Source organism: Streptomyces sp. RGM 3693 (genome assembly GCF_050471125.1).
Taxonomy (GTDB): domain Bacteria; phylum Actinomycetota; class Actinomycetes; order Streptomycetales; family Streptomycetaceae; genus Streptomyces.
Window position 1 is genome coordinate 528,243 of sequence record NZ_JBMPPQ010000001.1, and the last position, 14,947, is coordinate 543,189.

Genomic DNA, 14,947 nt, shown 5'->3' on the forward strand with positions numbered 1-14,947 from the left:
GACGCCGGTGGAATGGTCGTTTCCCGGATCAACCGGGGTAGTCAGGACGTCCGTCGCGACGCGCAGAGCCGGACTGTTCCCCTTCGCGGAATTGTGCGCTGCCGCGGTCTTCGCGCAGATCCGCCCCGCGAGCGGTGAGCGAGTCGGGTCCGCGACGCCAACACGGCGTGGGCAGGCGAGACAGGAATGCGAGCAGCGGTGCGGAAGAAGCGGCTTCGGGGCGGCGCAGGGAAGCCGGGGTCACCGGCCGGATCGGTCTCGGTACCGGGCACGGGGCCCGGTGCGGGACCAGGGACGGCGGGCGACGGCGCGGACGGCTCGGGACGGCGTCCCGCGCGGGTCCGCAACCGACTCATGGGAGCTGTCGCCGTGGTCGCCGTCGCCGTCCTGGGGGCCGGCGCCCCCGCCCTGGCGACCGCCGCCGACAACGCCAGCGGCAGTCAACACCTGGTCGACCTGGCCGGGGTGAACGCGCAGGCCAGCACCCTCGCGCACGCCCTCGCCGACGAGCGGGACGCGATGACCGCGTACGCCGCCGCCGGCCGCACCGGCCGCAACGTCACCGCCGCCCCCACCGAGTCCCAGCGCGCCCAGGTGGACCGGCAGATCGACGAACTGCGCGGCCAGGCCCAGGGGGTGGCCGGGGACACCGGCGCGTTCGCCGCCGCCGACAAGCTCCTCAAGCAGCTGCCGGAGACCCGCCAGAAGGCGCTCGCCGGGCCCGCCACCGCCGATCAGGTCTACGACGCCTACAGCGAGGTCGTCCAGGCGCTCGGCACGATCAGCGACGACATCGCCCGCGGACTGCCCGCCCGGGCCGACGCCGGGGCGGCCGACACCCGTGCGCTGCCCGCCCTCGGCCGGGCCGTCGACCAGGCCGCCGCCGCCCGGGCGCTGCTGCTCGCCGGCCTCAAGGCGGGCGGCACCCAGCCCCGGCTGACCGCCGCCGCGCAGGTCGCCCACATCCGCGAGCAGGGCGCGCTCGGCGACTTCAACCAGATCGCCAGCCAGGACGCCCGGGACCGCTTCCAACGCACCGTCAACGGCACCGACGTCGACACCGCCGAGCGCTACCTCACCAAGCTGACCGACCGGCCCTACCTGGACGCCACGGACCTGGCCCTGAGCCGACGCCGGGTGGAGGCCGTCCTCACGGCCCGGGTCGGCCTGATGCGGGGCGTCGAGTCGGCCCTGGCCACCGCCGAGGTCCAGCGCCTGGGGCAGTTGCGCGACGACGACGTGACGGACCTGGAGATCGCCATCGGTCTGGAGGGCCTCTGCCTGCTGGTCGCCGTCGGCACCGGCATCTGGGCCGCCCGCACCCTGACCCAGCCGCTGGCCGCGCTGCGGATCGGCGCCAAGCGGCTGGCGGCCGACCCCGGCCACGAGGACCCCATCAGCTACAAGGGCCGCAACGACGAGTTCGCCGCCACCGTCCGGTCCGTCAACACCCTGCACGCCCAGATCGCCGACACCGCACGGCGCACCGCCGAGATGGAGGGCGAGCGCAAGCGGCTGGTCGGCGGGCGACAGCGGCTGGTCGCCGAGCGGGAGGTCCTCCAGGAGCAGGCGGAGGCCCTCAAGGAAGAGGTCGCCGCGCTCAACGAGCGGCTGGCGGTGCTGCGCACCGGCGTCCACGGCCGGTTCGTCAACCTCTCCCTGCGCACCCTCGGCCTGGTGGAGCGTCAGCTCGCGGTCATCGAGTCCCTGGAGGAGAGCGAGCAGGACCCCGAGCGGCTGGACACCCTGTTCAAGCTGGACCACTTCGGCGCGCGGATGCGCCGCAACAGCGAGAACCTGCTGGTGCTGGCCGGCGCCGAACAGCACGGCAGCAGCCACGCCGGGCCGGTGCCGCTGCTGGACATGCTGCGCGCCGCGGTCAGCGAGATCGAACGGTACGAGCGGGTGCGCATCACCTCGCTGCCGCCGCACGCCCAGGTCGCCGGGTTCGCCGCCGACGACGTCAGCCACCTGGTCGCCGAACTCCTGGAGAACGCCACCGCGTTCTCCCCGCCGGACGCCCACGTCGAGCTGTCCGGCTGGCTGCTGGAGAGCGGCGAGCTGATGCTCTCGGTCGAGGACGAGGGCATCGGGATGACCGCGGACCGGCTGGCGGAGGTCAACGAGCGGCTCTCCGACGCGGAGGCCGCATCGACCTCCGAGAGCGTGGACGAGGCGCTGGGCCTGGGCCTGTACGTGGTGGTGCGGCTGGCCGCCCGGCACGGCGTGCGGGTCCAGCTGCGGGACCGCAAGCAGGGCGGCATCACCGCCGTCGTCGTGCTGCCCGGCTCGATCCTGCCGAACCGGCTGGGGCCGGTGCCGGCCGCCCCGACGGCGAGCCGGGCCATGTCGTCCGCGCCGACCCTCCCGGGCTCGATCGCGGAGGCCAACTCCAACACCCTCCAGACGCGGATGAACCGGCTCGACCCGGCGGCACCGCCGGCCGTCGAGACGCCCCCCGCGGCCGTCCCCACCCCGGCGGCGGACACACCGGCCGCCGAGGCCGCGCCGGAGCCGGAGCCGGCGCCAGCTCCGGAGCCTGAGCCCGCCGCCCAGCAGCCGGCCAGCGGTCGCGGGCTCGCCGGCGACCCGTTCGTCGCCGCGGCCGAGCGCGCCATCGACGCGGCCGGATTCGGCACCCAGACCGCGGCGGAACCGACGGAACCGACGGAACCGGCGGCCCCCGCAGAGCCGTACGCGCCGGCCGAGCCGTACGAGCAGGTGAGGCCGGCAGTACCGGCCCAGGCCCAAGGCCCGTCCGCGCCGCCCGCCGCCCCGGAGCCCGCTGCCGAAACCGAACCGAGCCCGTACGGCCCGCAGTCGCCCGGCCCGTACGCCGCCGGGATCACTGCCGGGACCACCGCCGGGACCACCGGCGAGCACACCCGCCCCGGGGAGACCACGCCGCCGGCCGAGGGCGCGTCCCCGGCCGAGGGCGCCCCGGCCGTCCCGGCACCCGGCAAGCGGCGGCACGCCGCCCCGGCGCCCGCCACCGCCGACCCGTACGCCATCGGGCCGGACCAGCACACCCGCCCGGCACCGGAAGGGGCGCCCGACGGCGCCCCGGAGCCGGTCGCCGCCCCGGACCCGGTACTCCCGGGCCAGGCATCCCCGGCGCAGGCCCCCGGTGCGCCCCGGCCGCAACGCCGGACCACCACCGGGCTACCCAAGCGCACCCCGAAGAACGTGGCGCAGAAGAAGGCGCCCGCCGCGCCCCGCAAGACCGGCTCCGCCAACGCCGAGGCACTGCGCCGCCGGCTCGGCGGCTTCCAGCAAGGGGCACGGAACGGCCGACGCGATGTGGCGGCCGAGATCGCGGATCGCACCGCGGACCAGACCATCCCACAGACGGACACCGACGGAGCGGGGGCCCCGGGAGAAAGCCATATCGGCGAGGAGGCACGCGATTGAAGGCGCAAGCGCCCACTGCTTATGGACACGGACTGAGTACCCAGGCGCGTAACCTGCACTGGTTGCTGAGCAATTTGGTGGATGAGGTGCCCGGCGTCCACTCGGTCGCGGTGGTGTCCTCCGACGGTCTGCTGCTGCTGTCCTCCGACCCCGAGCGGGCCGAGGCCACGCCGGGCCATACCGGCGACGACGACGGCCCCCGGGGCTCCAGCGCCGACCTCGCCACCATCGTGTCCGGCCTCGGCAGCCTCACCAACGGCGCGGCCAAGCTGATGGACGGCGGAGCCGTCAAGCAGACGATGGTCGCGATGGACGAGGGCAGCCTGTTCGTCATGTCGATCAGCGACGGCTCGCTGCTCGGCGTGCACGCCACCCCGGACTGCGATATGAGCGTCATCGCCTACCACATGGCGCTGTTCGTCGGCCGGGCCGGTCACGTCCTCACCCCCGAACTCCGCACCGAACTGCGCAAGTCGATGGAGAACGTCCAGTGAGTAGTACTCCGAAACTCCCCGTGCGCGGCGGGGATCGCAAACCCGCGCGGGTCCGGCCGTACTCGCTGACCGGCGGCCGGACGCGGTTCGGCCACGTGCTGCTCGTCGAGACGTTCGTGGCCGCGCTGGAGGCCCCCGAGGAGCGCCGCGAGCTGACAGCCTCATCGGGGGTTGGTTGGCTTGACCGCGTGATGCCGGAAATGCGCGCGATCGTCGAGCTGTGCCGCCGGATGCGCTCGGTCGCGGAGATCTCCGCACTGCTCAAGATGCCGCTGGGCGTGGTCCGCGTCCTGCTCAGCGACCTCGCCGACCAGGGAAAGATTCGCGTCTACGGCACCGGGCAGGGCACCGGCCGGCCCGAACGCGCGCTGCTCGAAAGGGTGCTGAGTGGACTTCACAGGCTCTGACACGATAGCGGCCGAGACCAGGCCGGCCGCCGGCTCCACGGCACCGGCCGATCCGGCCATCGCCGCCGACGCGGGGCTGCAGAGCTGGCAGATGGACCGGTCGCAGGCGCCGGTCGCCACCAAGATCGTGGTGGCCGGTGGCTTCGGCGTCGGCAAGACCACCTTCGTCGGATCGGTCTCGGAGATCACCCCGCTCCAGACCGAGGCGGTGATGACCGAGGCCAGCGAGGCGACCGACGACCTGTCCGCGACGCCGGAGAAGACCACGACCACGGTCGCCATGGACTTCGGCCGGATCACCCTCGACCAGGAACTGGTGCTGTACCTCTTCGGTACGCCGGGCCAGCAGCGCTTCTGGTTCATGTGGGACGACCTGGTGCGCGGCGCGATCGGCGCGATCGTGATGGCCGACACCCGCCGGCTGGAGGACTGCTTCCCGGCGCTGGACTACTTCGAGAGCTGCGGACTGCCGTACGTCGTCGCGGTCAACCACTTCGAGGGGACCGAGCGGTTCGAGGTGGAGGACGTCCGGGACGCGCTGACCGTGCCGCCGGAGGTGCCCGTCGTGGTGATGGACGCGCGGCGCCGGCCCACCGTCATCCAGGCGCTGCTCGCGCTGGTCGGCCACGCACTGGACGTCACGCCCGAATAGCCTCCTGACGCCACCCCTCAGCACCCCCGAACAGCAGGAACAGAGAAGAGCCCGCCATGCGGAAGATACTCATCGTCGGAGCCGGGCAGTCCGGTCTCCAACTCGCGCTCGGCCTCCAGTCCCAGGGCTACGAGGTCACCCTGATGTCCAACCGCACCGCCGACGAGATCCGCTCCGGCCGGGTCATGTCGACGCAGTGCATGTTCCACACCGCCCTCCAGCACGAGCGCGACCTGGCACTCAACTTCTGGGAGAGCCAGGCACCGCGCATCGAGGGCCTGGGCGTCTCGGTCGCCGCCCCCGGCAGCCACGCCGAGCCCGGCGGCACCCAGCGCGCCATCGACTGGGTCGGCAAGCTCGACGGCTACGCCCAGTCCGTCGACCAGCGGGTCAAGATGGCCGGCTGGCTGGAGACCTTCGCGCAGCGCGGCGGCCAGGTGGTCATCCACGGCGCGGCAGTCTCCGACCTGGACTTCTTCGCACAGCGCTACGACCTGACGCTGGTCTCGGCCGGTAAGGGCGAGCTGGTGTCGATGTTCGGCCGGGACGCCGCCCGCTCGCCGTACGACGCCCCGCAGCGCGCGCTGGCCGTCTCCTACGTCCACGGCATGGGCCCGCGCCCGGAGCACCCGGAGTACGACGCGGTGCGCTGCAACGTCGTCCCCGGCGTCGGCGAGCTGTTCGTGATGCCGACCCTGACCGTCTCCGGACGCGCCGACATCCTCTTCTGGGAGGGCATCCCCGGCGGCCCGGTGGACGCCTTCCAGGGCGTGCGGGACCCCCAGGAGCACCTGGCCATCACGCTGGACCTGATGAAGACGTTCCTGCCGTGGGAGTACGCGCGCAGCGCCAAGGTCGAACTGACCGACGCCAACGGCACGCTGGCCGGCCGCTACGCCCCGACCGTCCGCAACCCGATCGGCAAGCTGCCCTCCGGCGGCCTGGTCCTGGGCGTCGCGGACGTGGTGGTCGCCAACGACCCGATCACCGGCCAGGGCTCCAACTCGGCCTCCAAGTGCGCCGCGGCCTACCTCTCCGCCATCGTCGAGCGCGGCGACCGGCCGTTCGACGCGGAGTGGATGCAGACCGCCTTCGACCGCTACTGGGAGACCGCCCGGCACGTCACCAAGTGGACCAACGCGATGCTGGCCCCGCCGCCGGAGCACGTCCTGAACCTGCTCGGTGCCGCCGGCCAGCTCCAGCCGGCCGCCGACCGGTTCGCCAACGGCTTCGACGACCCGTCCGACTTCGAGAACTTCTTCTTCGAGCCGGAGAAGACGGCCGCGTACCTGGCGTCGCTGTCCGGGGCCTGACGGGCCGCTGACCAGCGGCCCCGCGGCCGTCGCCGGCCGTTGACGGTCATCGGTCATCGGCCCTTGGTACGTGCCGGAAGGTCGCCCTTCTCGATGCTTCTGGGCCGTTCCCTCGCCCTCGGGGGCAGTCGCGTGCCATGATCCTTTCGGCTTTGCCGATGACGATGACTGCTTACTACGGAGTGGGGACAACGTGGCCGAGCGCCAGAACGGCACTGTGAAGTGGTTCAACGACGAGAAGGGGTACGGCTTCATCACGCCGGAATCCGGCCCCGACCTGTTCGTTCATTTCCGGGCGATCGAGGGGAACGGCTTCAAGAGCCTCAAGGAGGGCCAGCAGGTCACCTTCGAGGCCGTTCAGGGGCAGAAGGGGATGCAGGCCGACAAGGTCCAGCCGGTCGGCTAGGCATTCCCTCCGGAAGAGCGGACGGCCCTACCCGGGTGACCGGGTAGGGCCGTTCGCGTTCCGCGTCGGGGCCTACTTCAGGACCGCGAGGGCGTCGTCGTAGTTCGGCTCCTCGCTGATCTCCGGCACCAGCTGCGCGTGCAGGACCGTGTCGTTCTCGTCCAGCACCACGACGGCGCGGGCGGCCAGCCCCGTGAGCGGCCCCTCGGCGATCGCCACGCCGTAGTCCGCGCGGAACTCCGGGCTGCGGAAGGTGGAGAGGCTCTGCACGTTCTCCAGCCCCTCGGCGCCGCAGAACCGGCCCTGGGCGAAGGGCAGGTCGGCGGAGATGCACAGCACCACCGTGTTGGCGAGCTCACCGGCCCGCTCGTTGAACGTGCGGACGGAGGCCGCGCAGGTCGGGGTGTCGACACTGGGGAAGATGTTCAGGACCTTGCGCTGGCCGGCGAAGTCCTTCAGCGACTTGTCCGCCAGCCCCTCGCCGACCAGGGTGAAAACCGGCGCCTGGCTGCCGGTGTCGGGCAGCGCGCCGTCGACCTGTACCGGGTTGCCCTTCAGCGTGACCTGAGCCATGGGGCTCCTCCTTCGATAGTCATGTCGCAACCCCGTGATCGTACTGGGGGCGGGTAGGTGGCCACGGAGAGCGGGTCGGGCGCATGCCCGGCGGGCCGTGCGGTGGTCCGTCGGCCCGCGATGGTCAACGCCGCTTCCGCCAGGGCCACTTGGGGCCCTGGCCGGCCCGGCCCTCCGGGTCGTAGGCGTACTGCCAGCCGCGCGGCAGTCCCAGGCGGCCGGTGGGGCCGGGAACCCGGCGGTAGACGTGGACCTCCGGGGGCCGGCCGTCGTCGCGGGGTACCGGGATCTCGTAAGTCTTCGGGGGCAGGCCGGTGGGGCCGACCAGGACCGGGAGGACCCGGCCGTCCAGGGGGCCGCCGACGAAGAGGGTGTTCTCGCTACGCACTGACCCAGTCTCACAGCAGGTGGGCGGCCTCGCTCACGACGGGCAGGATCCGGCGCGCCAGCTCGCCGGCCGGGCCGTCGGGGGCCTCCCGCTTCAGCGCCGCCCGGATCACCCGCGCGGTCTGCGGGTCCCGGGCCGCGGTGGCGGTCAGCAGCGCGACGAAGTGGTCCACCAGCCAGTCCCGCAGCTCGTCGAGGGTGAGCTGCTTCTCCTCGTCGAGCCAGATCAGTGAGGCGGCCTCGACCGCGGTGATCCACATCCGGACCGTGGTCCGCAGCCGCGGGCCCGGCGCCGGCTCGCCGAGGTGGCGCAGGATCTGCTCGGCGGCGGCGCGCCGGACCTCGTCCACGATCGCGGTCGTCCGGGACGTCTCGACCACGCTGCCGCCCTGGAGCAGGGCGCTGAACCCGGCATCGTGCTGGTCGACGAAGGCCAAGTAGCGGTCCAGGGCGTGGCCCAGCCGCTGGGTGAGCGGGCCGGTCTCCGGCTCCGCGAAGCACTGCTCCAGCTCGTTCGCGGCGCTGCGCAGCGCCGCCTCGTACAACTGCTGCTTGCCGCCGGGGAAGTAGCGGTAGACGAGCGGCCGCGAGACCTCGGCGGCGGTCGCGACGTCGTCCAACGAGACGTCCTCCGGCACGCGCTGGGCGAACAGGCCCAGTGCGGCGGTCAGCAGCTGGCTGCGGCGCTGCTCCACGCTCAGCCTGCGGTAGGCGGGTCTGGGTACTGCTGGGGCGGTGCCGCTGCCGTTCATGAACAGCAGCGTAACCGCCGAAGATTTCCCGTCGCACAGATGCTCGGGGCGCAGCGGGCGGCGGGCGGGGTGTTCAGGCCAGGAGTCCCGAGCTGCGCCACAGTCGGCGGCCCACTCCGCGCAGCACCCCGATGTCGTCGAGGAAGTCGGTCAGCCGCTTGGCGCCGTTCTGCATGACCTCCCGCCGGTGGCCGCTGGCCTTCACCTGCGCCATGGCCGCCTGCTTGTCCAGGCCGACATTGGTGTAGACGTCGGGGTTGATGAAGGCGATGGCGAAGACCCGGGCGAACTCGCCGGAGGTGACCCGGGTGAACTCCTGCGACCACTTCGGTGCGGTCACCATCTGCCGCCGCAGCTCCTCGCGTGCGTAGCGCACGTGCCGGGCCTCCTCCACCACGTGGATCCGCGTGACGCCCCGGACCAGGGGCTGCACCCGCTCGTCCGGGAAGGTCAGCCGCTGCATCCAGTCGAGGACCTCCTCGCCGAGCAGGGTCGCGGTGAAGGAGCCCGGGGTGGTGGAGATCGTTTTGAAGACGCGGCCGAGGTTCTGGTGCGCCCGGCTGACCGGGTACCAGGGCGTGTCCCCGCGCGAGATCAGCCGGGCGAACATCTTGGAGTGCCGGCACTCGTCCTCGATCTCGGTGAGGGCGTACCGGACGTGTGCGCTGGTGGCGGGCTTGTCGTAGATGTGCCGGACGAGCAGCTGCATGAGGATGATCTCGAACCAGATGCCGAGCGAGGCGAGTGCCGCGGCCTCGTGCTGGGAGAGCAGGATGCGCTGCTCTTCGCTCATCCGCCGCCACATCGGGGTGTCGTAGAGCGACACCAGCTCCGGCGGCCAGAACCACTTGCCGTCCTCGAAGGGGGCGTCCCAGTCGAGTTCGGTGTCGGGGTCGAAGGAGTGCTTGGCGGAGGAGGCGAGCAGTCGCTCGGCGATCTGCTCCCGGTCCTTGAGCAGCCCGAGGGCATCCCGCAGGACGTCGAGGTCCGCTTCGGTCATTGCGGTGGGCGCGCTCGTCATGGCTCTGGCTACACCTCATAGTCGGAGTTACCCGCGGTCACATGCGGCTGCCTCTTATGAGACTGCCTGTCAGTAAGGACGTCAATCCCTCACGCACGACTTATTGACCCGCCGGTAAGAAGCGTGTGAATCTGCCAACGGGCCGCCCGACAGGGGGCGTTCGGCGAGCGGAAGAGGTGCGGCCGGTGTCGACCCGAGAGCTGTACGTACAGGACCCAGGCGACTCCCTGTGGACCGTGCCGGCTACCGGCGCGGCCCGCTTCAGCTGGGAGGCCATGTATCCCGGGGAAAAGAACGGCTCCGGACGCGACCGACTGCTTGCCCTCTACCAAAAGGGCAAGGACAAGCAGTGGGACGCCAACACGCGGATCGACTGGGACCTGGAGGTGGACCCCAAGGACCCGCTCGGCACCCCCGACGACGCCCTCTCCCTCTACGACACCCCGTACTGGGACAAGATGACCGCCAAGGACCGGGGCGACCTCCGGCAGCACTACACCTCCTGGCAGTTCAGCCAGTTCCTGCACGGTGAGCAGGGCGCGATGGTGTGCGCCGCGCGGATCGTGGAGTCCGTCCCCGACCTCGACGCGAAGTTCTACTCGGCCACCCAGGCCATGGACGAGGCCCGGCACGCGGAGATCTACGCCCGCTTCCTGAAGGACAAGATCGGGATGCTCTACCCGGTCAACGACAACCTCAAGGCACTGCTCGACGACACCCTCGCCGACTCCCGCTGGGACATGCCCTACCTCGGCATGCAGGTGCTCATCGAAGGACTGGCGCTGGCCGCCTTCGGCATGATCCGCGACACCACCACCCAACCGCTGCCCCGGCAGATCCTCACCTACGTCATGCAGGACGAGGCCCGCCACGTCGCCTTCGGCCGGATGGCGCTGCGCGACTACTACCGCCAGCTCACCGACGCCGAACTCCGCGAACGCGAGGAGTTCGTCATCGAGGGCTGCTACCTCATGCGCGACCGGCTGCGCGGCACGGAGGTCCTGGAGAACTTCGGCATCCCGCCCAAGGAGGCCGCCGAGTTCACCGAGCGCTCGGAGTTCCTCCGGCTCTTCCGGAAGCTGCTGTTCAGCCGGATCGTCCCGTGCGTCAAGGACATCGGCCTGTGGGGTACCCGCCTCCAACGCGCCTACCTGGACCTCGGCGTCTTCGAACTGGGCGACGCCAACCTGGACCTGCTGATGGCCCAGGACGAGGAACTCGCCGAGCAACTGGACGCGCAGCGGTTCGCCGCCGAAGAGGAGGCCCGTACCGCCGAGGTCGCCGACGCCATCGCCCGGGGCGCCGCCGAGGACTGACGGCCGCCGCCCCGACGACCTGCCACCGGACGGGACGGAGCGCCGCCCCCGCCCCCGCACCAATGGCAGGATCCGCCCATGGACACCGACGACCGACGGCGCGCCGCGGTGCGCGGCAGCATCGAGGGCCTGGCGCACGGCGACGCCTTCGGCGAACGCTTCTTCGGGCTCTTCCGGCCCGAGGCGGCGGCCCGGGAGCTGATCGCCGCCCGCTGCCTGCCGCCCGAGCCCCAGTGGCACTGGACCGACGACACCGCCATGGCGCTCGACCTGCTCGCCGTCCTGGTCGAGCACGGTGAGGTCCGGCAGCCGGACCTGGTGGCGCGGTTCGCCGCCACCTACCGCGCCGACCCGGGCCGCGGCTACGGCTCCGGCATGCACGCCCTGCTGCCCCGGGCCGCCGCCAAGCCGGCGGAATGGCGGGAGTTGGCACACGCCCTCTTCGGCGGCGAGGGCAGCCTCGGCAACGGCGCCGCGATGCGCGCCGCCCCGCTCGGCGCCTGGTTCCACCACGATCTCGACCGCGCCGCCGCGCAGGCCGCCCGCTCCGCGGAGGTCACCCACGCCCACCCCCAGGGCGTGGCCGGCGCGGTGGCGGTCGCCGTCGCCGCCGCGCTCGCCGCCCGCGGCGCGCCACTGGCACTGACCGGGATCGCGGACCGCACCCCCGACGGCGCGGTCCGCGAGGGCTTGCTGCGTGCCGCCGCACTCCCGCCCGGCACCGGCCCCGAGGAAGCCGCTGCGGCCCTCGGCAGCGGCCGTCGGATCCGCGCCGACGACACCGTCCCGTTCGCCCTGTGGTGCGCCGCCGGCCACCCCGACGACCTGGCGGCCGCCCTGTGGACCGCCGCGGCCGGCCTCGGCGACGTGGACACCACCTGCGCCATCACCGGCGGAGTGGTGGGCGCCCGCACCGGGGCCGCGGCACTGGGGGAGGAGTGGGCGCGGCGGCGGGAGCAACTGCCGGACTGGGTCGCCGGGATCTGAGGTCCCCCGGGGCCTCCCCGCCCGGCCGCCGGCTCGCCCCCGGCCCGGGCCGGCCCCGGCCCGCCTCCCCCCCCGCCCGTCACCCCGTCAGGAACTCCACCAACCGCCGGTCCAACTCCGCCGACCGCAGCTCCGGCAGCGCATGGTGCCCGGTCCCCGGCAGCGTCACGATCCGCGCCCCCGGCAGCGTCCGCCCGGCCGTCTGCGCGACCCGCCGCACCGCGTGCGCGCGGCTGCGCCCGGCCAGCAGCACCAGCGCGGGCGGCGCGGCGGACCCCAGGTGGGCCACGTCCGGCCGCGGTCCGGTGACCGGCCGCCCCCGGAACTCCCGGCCGCCCACCCCCATCAGCCGGACCAGCTCCGGCGCCACCGCCGGGCCGCCCCGGCTCTCCCACGCCAGGAACCGCCGGGCACTGTCCTCGCCGGGCCGGACGAACAGCGGCACCGCCCGCACCAGATACGCCGCCCGGAACCCCGCGAAGCACTGCGTCGGGTCGAGCAGCGCCAGCCGGTCCACCCGGTCCGGGGCGTGCACCGCGTACCCCAGCGCGAGCCAGCCCCCGTACGAGTGCCCCAGCAGCGCGGCCCGTTCGGCCCCAAGCGCGGTCAGCACCCCGTCCAGCCAGACCATCAGGTCCGCCGGCCGGCGCAATGGCCGCCCACTGGGCACGCTCAGCCCCGGCGCGCCCATCAGGTCCACGGCGTGCACCCGGTGGGTGCGCGCGAGGGCGGCGACCCGCGCGTACCAGCCGGCGGAGGTGGTCCCGCCGCCGCTCAGCAGCACGGCCGGCGGCCCGTCGGCCGGCCCGCAGGCGTTGACCCGGGTGGTGCCGAACTCGGTGTCCAGCGTGAGCGGTTCGACCGGGACGGGCCAGAGCGCCAGGGCCTGCCCGTAGGCGGCCCGGAACGCCGGGGACACCGGGGGCACCGACGGTGCGGCGGCGGTGGGGGGTGTGGGTTCGGCGGTCATGGTGCGCCTCCGCGGCGAGGACGACGGCAGACGGACGGGTGACGATTGGCTCGCTCAGCAAGTATCTTGCTGAGCGAGGTAATTGGCGATCGTACGCGCCCCGGCCGCGTGAGGTTGCCGGTGCGGGACGTACGGGCCGGGCGCAGGAGAGGCGGAGATCGGTGAAGGTGGCGCGGGAGCGGGAACCGGAGGGCATGGACCTGGTCCATCTCCTGCGCGAGGTGACGGTCCGACTCGACCTCGCGGGCGGGGAGTTCGCCGCCCGCAACGGCCTGCACCCCACCGACCTGCGGGCCCTGATCGCCCTATTGGACGCGGCCCGGGCCGGCGAGGAGCTGACCGCCGGGCGGCTCGGCGCCCGGCTCGGCTTGAACTCCGCGGGCACCACGGCGCTGGTCGACCGCCTGGAGCGGCTCGGGCACCTCCGCCGGGTCCGCGACACCCGCGACCGGCGGCGCGTCCTGCTGGCCGTGGACCCGAGTGCGGTCACCCTGGGCCAGTCATTCTTCGGCCCGCTGATCGCGCGCACCCTCGCCCTGCTCGACACCTTCGAGGCCGACGAACGGGCCGCGATCCGGCGCTTCCTGACGGGGGTGCGGGACGCCGCGGACGGGACGTGACGGCCGCCGGGCCTACCGCCGTCCGGACCGGGCCAGCCACCGCCCCTCGTGCCGGGACACCTCGATCGGCCGCCCGAAACAGGCCGTCATCCGCTCACCGGTCAGCACCTCCGCCACCGGGCCGAGCGCCTGCACCCGCCCGTCGCGCAGCAGCACGGCCCGCCCGATGGCCGGGGACAGCTCCTCCAGGTGATGGGTGACCGTCACCGTCGCCAACTCCGGCCGTCGCACGGCCAGTCGGTGCAGCGCGTCGATCAGGTCCTCGCGGGAGGGCAGGTCCAGCGCGTTGAACGGCTCGTCGAGCAGCAGCAGCCGGGGATCGGCCATCAGCGCGCGGGCGATCAGGATCCGGGCCCGCTGCCCGCCCGAGCAGACACCGTAGGGCCGGTCCGTCAACTCCTTGCAGTCCAGCTCGGCCAGCAGCTCACGGGCCCGTTCCCGGGTCGCCGGGCCGTACGTCCGCCACAGCGGCTGCACGGTGCCACTCGCGCCGGTCAGCACCACCGTGTGCGCGGTCGCGTCCTGCGGCACCTTCTGCGCACCGGACACCAGGCCGATGGCGGCCCGCAGTTCCCGTACGTCCACCCGGCCGAGCCGGTGGCCGAGCACCTCGACGGTGCCGACGGTGGGGAACATCAGCGCGCCGATCAGCCGCAGGAGGGTGGTCTTACCGGCCCCGTTCGCGCCGAGCAGCGCCCAGTGCTCACCGGCGCGCACGGCCCAGTCGACGCCGTCGAGGATGACCTGGTCGGTGGCGTGGCGGCGGACGCCGACGCCGGCCAGCGCGGCGACCACCCGTCCCGCGTCCGGCCGGTGCAGGTCGGTGGGTTGAGGGTCCGGGGACTGCGGTTCCGAAGGCTGCGTGGGAGTCATCGCGGCAGATTAGCTGCGTACGACACCTTTCTGGGTGGGCGTCCGATGCGTGGAACGGCGGGCGCCGGTTCCGCAGACCGGGCCCGCCCCGCCGGCGGGATGCGCCGAAGTCCGAAGGGCGTCACGCATCCGGAGGCCGTCAGAGGTCCGAAGGGCCCGGAAAGTCCGCGATGGTGACCGGAGCACGGAAGTGACTTCAATCACTCCCCTTATTCCCATCCCTCCCATTACCCCAGTCCCAGCAACGCCCGCACCCGGGCGTACTTGGCCGTCAGCCGCTCCCGGGTCGGCGCGTCCAGGACCGCCAGCCGGGCCGGATCGGCGTTGTGCGCCAGGTCCGCCTCCTTGACCAGCAGCGCACCGGGCGTGGCCAGGATGCGCGCGGTGTACTCCTCGACCGGCTCCCCGGGCCGCTTGCTGACCGCCAGGACCATCGCCTTGGTCGACTCGTCCAACGCCGCCCCGGCCAGCCACGCGGCGCTCACCGCCCCGTCCTCGACCGCGTCGTGCAGCCAGGCCGCGGCGATCTGTGCCGCACTGCCACCGCGCGCCCGCACCCCCGCCGCGACCGCCGCCAGATGCTCGGCGTACGGCCGGCCCGCCTTGTCGGTCTGCCCCTCGTGCGCGCGCCGGGCCAGCGCTTCCACCTCGGTGAGCGAGAGCCGCGAGGGTGCCGCGGGGGCCGGGGAGGATTCCGCATCACAAGCCATGGCGCCATTGTGACGGCGGGTCGGGTCGCCGCGGACACCGGCCACCGGACGGCCC

General features: G+C 73.2%; 16 protein-coding genes. 9 read left to right on the plus strand and 7 right to left on the minus strand.

Going from position 1 to position 14,947, the window contains the following annotated elements:
- Positions 1-354: 354 nt before the first annotated feature.
- The 6 genes from ACO0M4_RS02440 (at position 355) to ACO0M4_RS02465 (ending at position 6,683) form a co-directional block, all read left to right on the plus strand.
- Positions 355-3,411 (plus strand): nitrate- and nitrite sensing domain-containing protein, encoded by a 3,057-nt coding sequence (locus ACO0M4_RS02440; protein WP_430367840.1) that lies wholly within the window; start codon positions 355-357, stop codon positions 3,409-3,411.
- The gene (locus ACO0M4_RS02445) at positions 3,408-3,905 is read left to right on the plus strand and encodes a roadblock/LC7 domain-containing protein (RefSeq protein WP_430367841.1); all 498 of its coding nucleotides are present in this window, start codon (positions 3,408-3,410) and stop codon (positions 3,903-3,905) included. The genes ACO0M4_RS02440 and ACO0M4_RS02445 overlap by 4 nt, the downstream gene beginning before the upstream one ends.
- On the plus strand, positions 3,902-4,312 hold the full coding sequence (locus ACO0M4_RS02450) for a DUF742 domain-containing protein (RefSeq protein ID WP_430367842.1): 411 nt from the start codon (positions 3,902-3,904) through the stop codon (positions 4,310-4,312). The genes ACO0M4_RS02445 and ACO0M4_RS02450 overlap by 4 nt, the downstream gene beginning before the upstream one ends.
- A 91-nt stretch (positions 4,313-4,403) precedes the next feature.
- Positions 4,404-4,964: a GTP-binding protein gene (locus ACO0M4_RS02455; protein WP_430371203.1), complete on the plus strand. Its 561-nt coding sequence runs from the start codon at positions 4,404-4,406 to the stop codon at positions 4,962-4,964.
- A 56-nt stretch (positions 4,965-5,020) separates the two neighbouring features.
- A complete protein-coding gene (locus ACO0M4_RS02460; RefSeq protein WP_430367843.1) occupies positions 5,021-6,277 on the plus strand; it encodes a styrene monooxygenase/indole monooxygenase family protein in 1,257 nt (418 codons plus the stop codon).
- A gap of 193 nt (positions 6,278-6,470) precedes the next feature.
- Positions 6,471-6,683: a cold-shock protein gene (locus ACO0M4_RS02465; RefSeq protein ID WP_430367844.1), complete on the plus strand. Its 213-nt coding sequence runs from the start codon at positions 6,471-6,473 to the stop codon at positions 6,681-6,683.
- 72 nt (positions 6,684-6,755) lie between these two features.
- Here the strand turns inward: ACO0M4_RS02465 and tpx are convergent, their stop codons facing one another.
- From tpx to ACO0M4_RS02485, 4 genes are all read right to left on the minus strand, one after another.
- Entirely contained in the window at positions 6,756-7,256 is a 501-nt protein-coding gene (tpx, locus tag ACO0M4_RS02470; protein WP_430367845.1) for a thiol peroxidase, read from the minus strand.
- A gap of 124 nt (positions 7,257-7,380) precedes the next feature.
- Positions 7,381-7,644 (minus strand): hypothetical protein, encoded by a 264-nt coding sequence (locus ACO0M4_RS02475; protein WP_430367846.1) that lies wholly within the window; start codon positions 7,642-7,644, stop codon positions 7,381-7,383.
- A gap of 10 nt (positions 7,645-7,654) precedes the next feature.
- Positions 7,655-8,395: a TetR/AcrR family transcriptional regulator gene (locus tag ACO0M4_RS02480; RefSeq protein ID WP_430367847.1), complete on the minus strand. Its 741-nt coding sequence runs from the start codon at positions 8,393-8,395 to the stop codon at positions 7,655-7,657.
- Positions 8,396-8,468: 73 nt separating this feature from the next.
- Positions 8,469-9,395 (minus strand): AurF N-oxygenase family protein, encoded by a 927-nt coding sequence (locus tag ACO0M4_RS02485; protein ID WP_430371205.1) that lies wholly within the window; start codon positions 9,393-9,395, stop codon positions 8,469-8,471.
- A gap of 206 nt (positions 9,396-9,601) precedes the next feature.
- Between ACO0M4_RS02485 and ACO0M4_RS02490 the strand changes: the two genes are divergently transcribed.
- On the plus strand, positions 9,602-10,732 hold the full coding sequence (locus ACO0M4_RS02490) for a ferritin-like domain-containing protein (RefSeq protein ID WP_430367848.1): 1,131 nt from the start codon (positions 9,602-9,604) through the stop codon (positions 10,730-10,732).
- 78 nt (positions 10,733-10,810) lie between these two features.
- A complete protein-coding gene (locus ACO0M4_RS02495) occupies positions 10,811-11,719 on the plus strand; it encodes an ADP-ribosylglycohydrolase family protein (RefSeq protein ID WP_430367849.1) in 909 nt (302 codons plus the stop codon).
- Positions 11,720-11,798: 79 nt separating this feature from the next.
- Here the strand turns inward: ACO0M4_RS02495 and ACO0M4_RS02500 are convergent, their stop codons facing one another.
- A complete protein-coding gene (locus ACO0M4_RS02500) occupies positions 11,799-12,689 on the minus strand; it encodes an alpha/beta fold hydrolase (RefSeq protein WP_430367850.1) in 891 nt (296 codons plus the stop codon).
- Between the two features lie 194 nt (positions 12,690-12,883).
- On the opposite strand from ACO0M4_RS02500, the gene ACO0M4_RS02505 reads away from it, so the two are divergent.
- Positions 12,884-13,309, plus strand: coding sequence for a MarR family transcriptional regulator (locus tag ACO0M4_RS02505; RefSeq protein WP_430371207.1), 426 nt, complete (start codon positions 12,884-12,886; stop codon positions 13,307-13,309).
- A gap of 12 nt (positions 13,310-13,321) precedes the next feature.
- Here the strand turns inward: ACO0M4_RS02505 and ACO0M4_RS02510 are convergent, their stop codons facing one another.
- Positions 13,322-14,104 (minus strand): ABC transporter ATP-binding protein, encoded by a 783-nt coding sequence (locus ACO0M4_RS02510; protein WP_430371209.1) that lies wholly within the window; start codon positions 14,102-14,104, stop codon positions 13,322-13,324.
- A 305-nt stretch (positions 14,105-14,409) separates the two neighbouring features.
- Positions 14,410-14,892, minus strand: coding sequence for an HD domain-containing protein (locus tag ACO0M4_RS02515; RefSeq protein WP_430367851.1), 483 nt, complete (start codon positions 14,890-14,892; stop codon positions 14,410-14,412).
- Positions 14,893-14,947: the final 55 nt, after the last annotated feature.

Excerpts from the sequence above, each read along its gene's own strand:
- ACO0M4_RS02440 (WP_430367840.1), top strand. The coding sequence starts at position 355 with ATGGGAGCTGTCGCCGTGGTCGCCGTCGCCGTCCTGGGGGCCGGCGCC.
- ACO0M4_RS02455 (WP_430371203.1), top strand. The coding sequence starts at position 4,404 with ATGGACCGGTCGCAGGCGCCGGTCGCCACCAAGATCGTGGTGGCCGGT.
- ACO0M4_RS02460 (WP_430367843.1), top strand. The coding sequence starts at position 5,021 with ATGCGGAAGATACTCATCGTCGGAGCCGGGCAGTCCGGTCTCCAACTC.
- tpx (WP_430367845.1), bottom strand. The coding sequence starts at position 7,256 with ATGGCTCAGGTCACGCTGAAGGGCAACCCGGTACAGGTCGACGGCGCG.
- ACO0M4_RS02480 (WP_430367847.1), bottom strand. The coding sequence starts at position 8,395 with ATGAACGGCAGCGGCACCGCCCCAGCAGTACCCAGACCCGCCTACCGC.
- ACO0M4_RS02485 (WP_430371205.1), bottom strand. The coding sequence starts at position 9,395 with ATGACCGAAGCGGACCTCGACGTCCTGCGGGATGCCCTCGGGCTGCTC.
- ACO0M4_RS02495 (WP_430367849.1), top strand. The coding sequence starts at position 10,811 with ATGGACACCGACGACCGACGGCGCGCCGCGGTGCGCGGCAGCATCGAG.
- ACO0M4_RS02500 (WP_430367850.1), bottom strand. The coding sequence starts at position 12,689 with ATGACCGCCGAACCCACACCCCCCACCGCCGCCGCACCGTCGGTGCCC.
- ACO0M4_RS02505 (WP_430371207.1), top strand. The coding sequence starts at position 12,884 with ATGGACCTGGTCCATCTCCTGCGCGAGGTGACGGTCCGACTCGACCTC.
- ACO0M4_RS02515 (WP_430367851.1), bottom strand. The coding sequence starts at position 14,892 with ATGGCTTGTGATGCGGAATCCTCCCCGGCCCCCGCGGCACCCTCGCGG.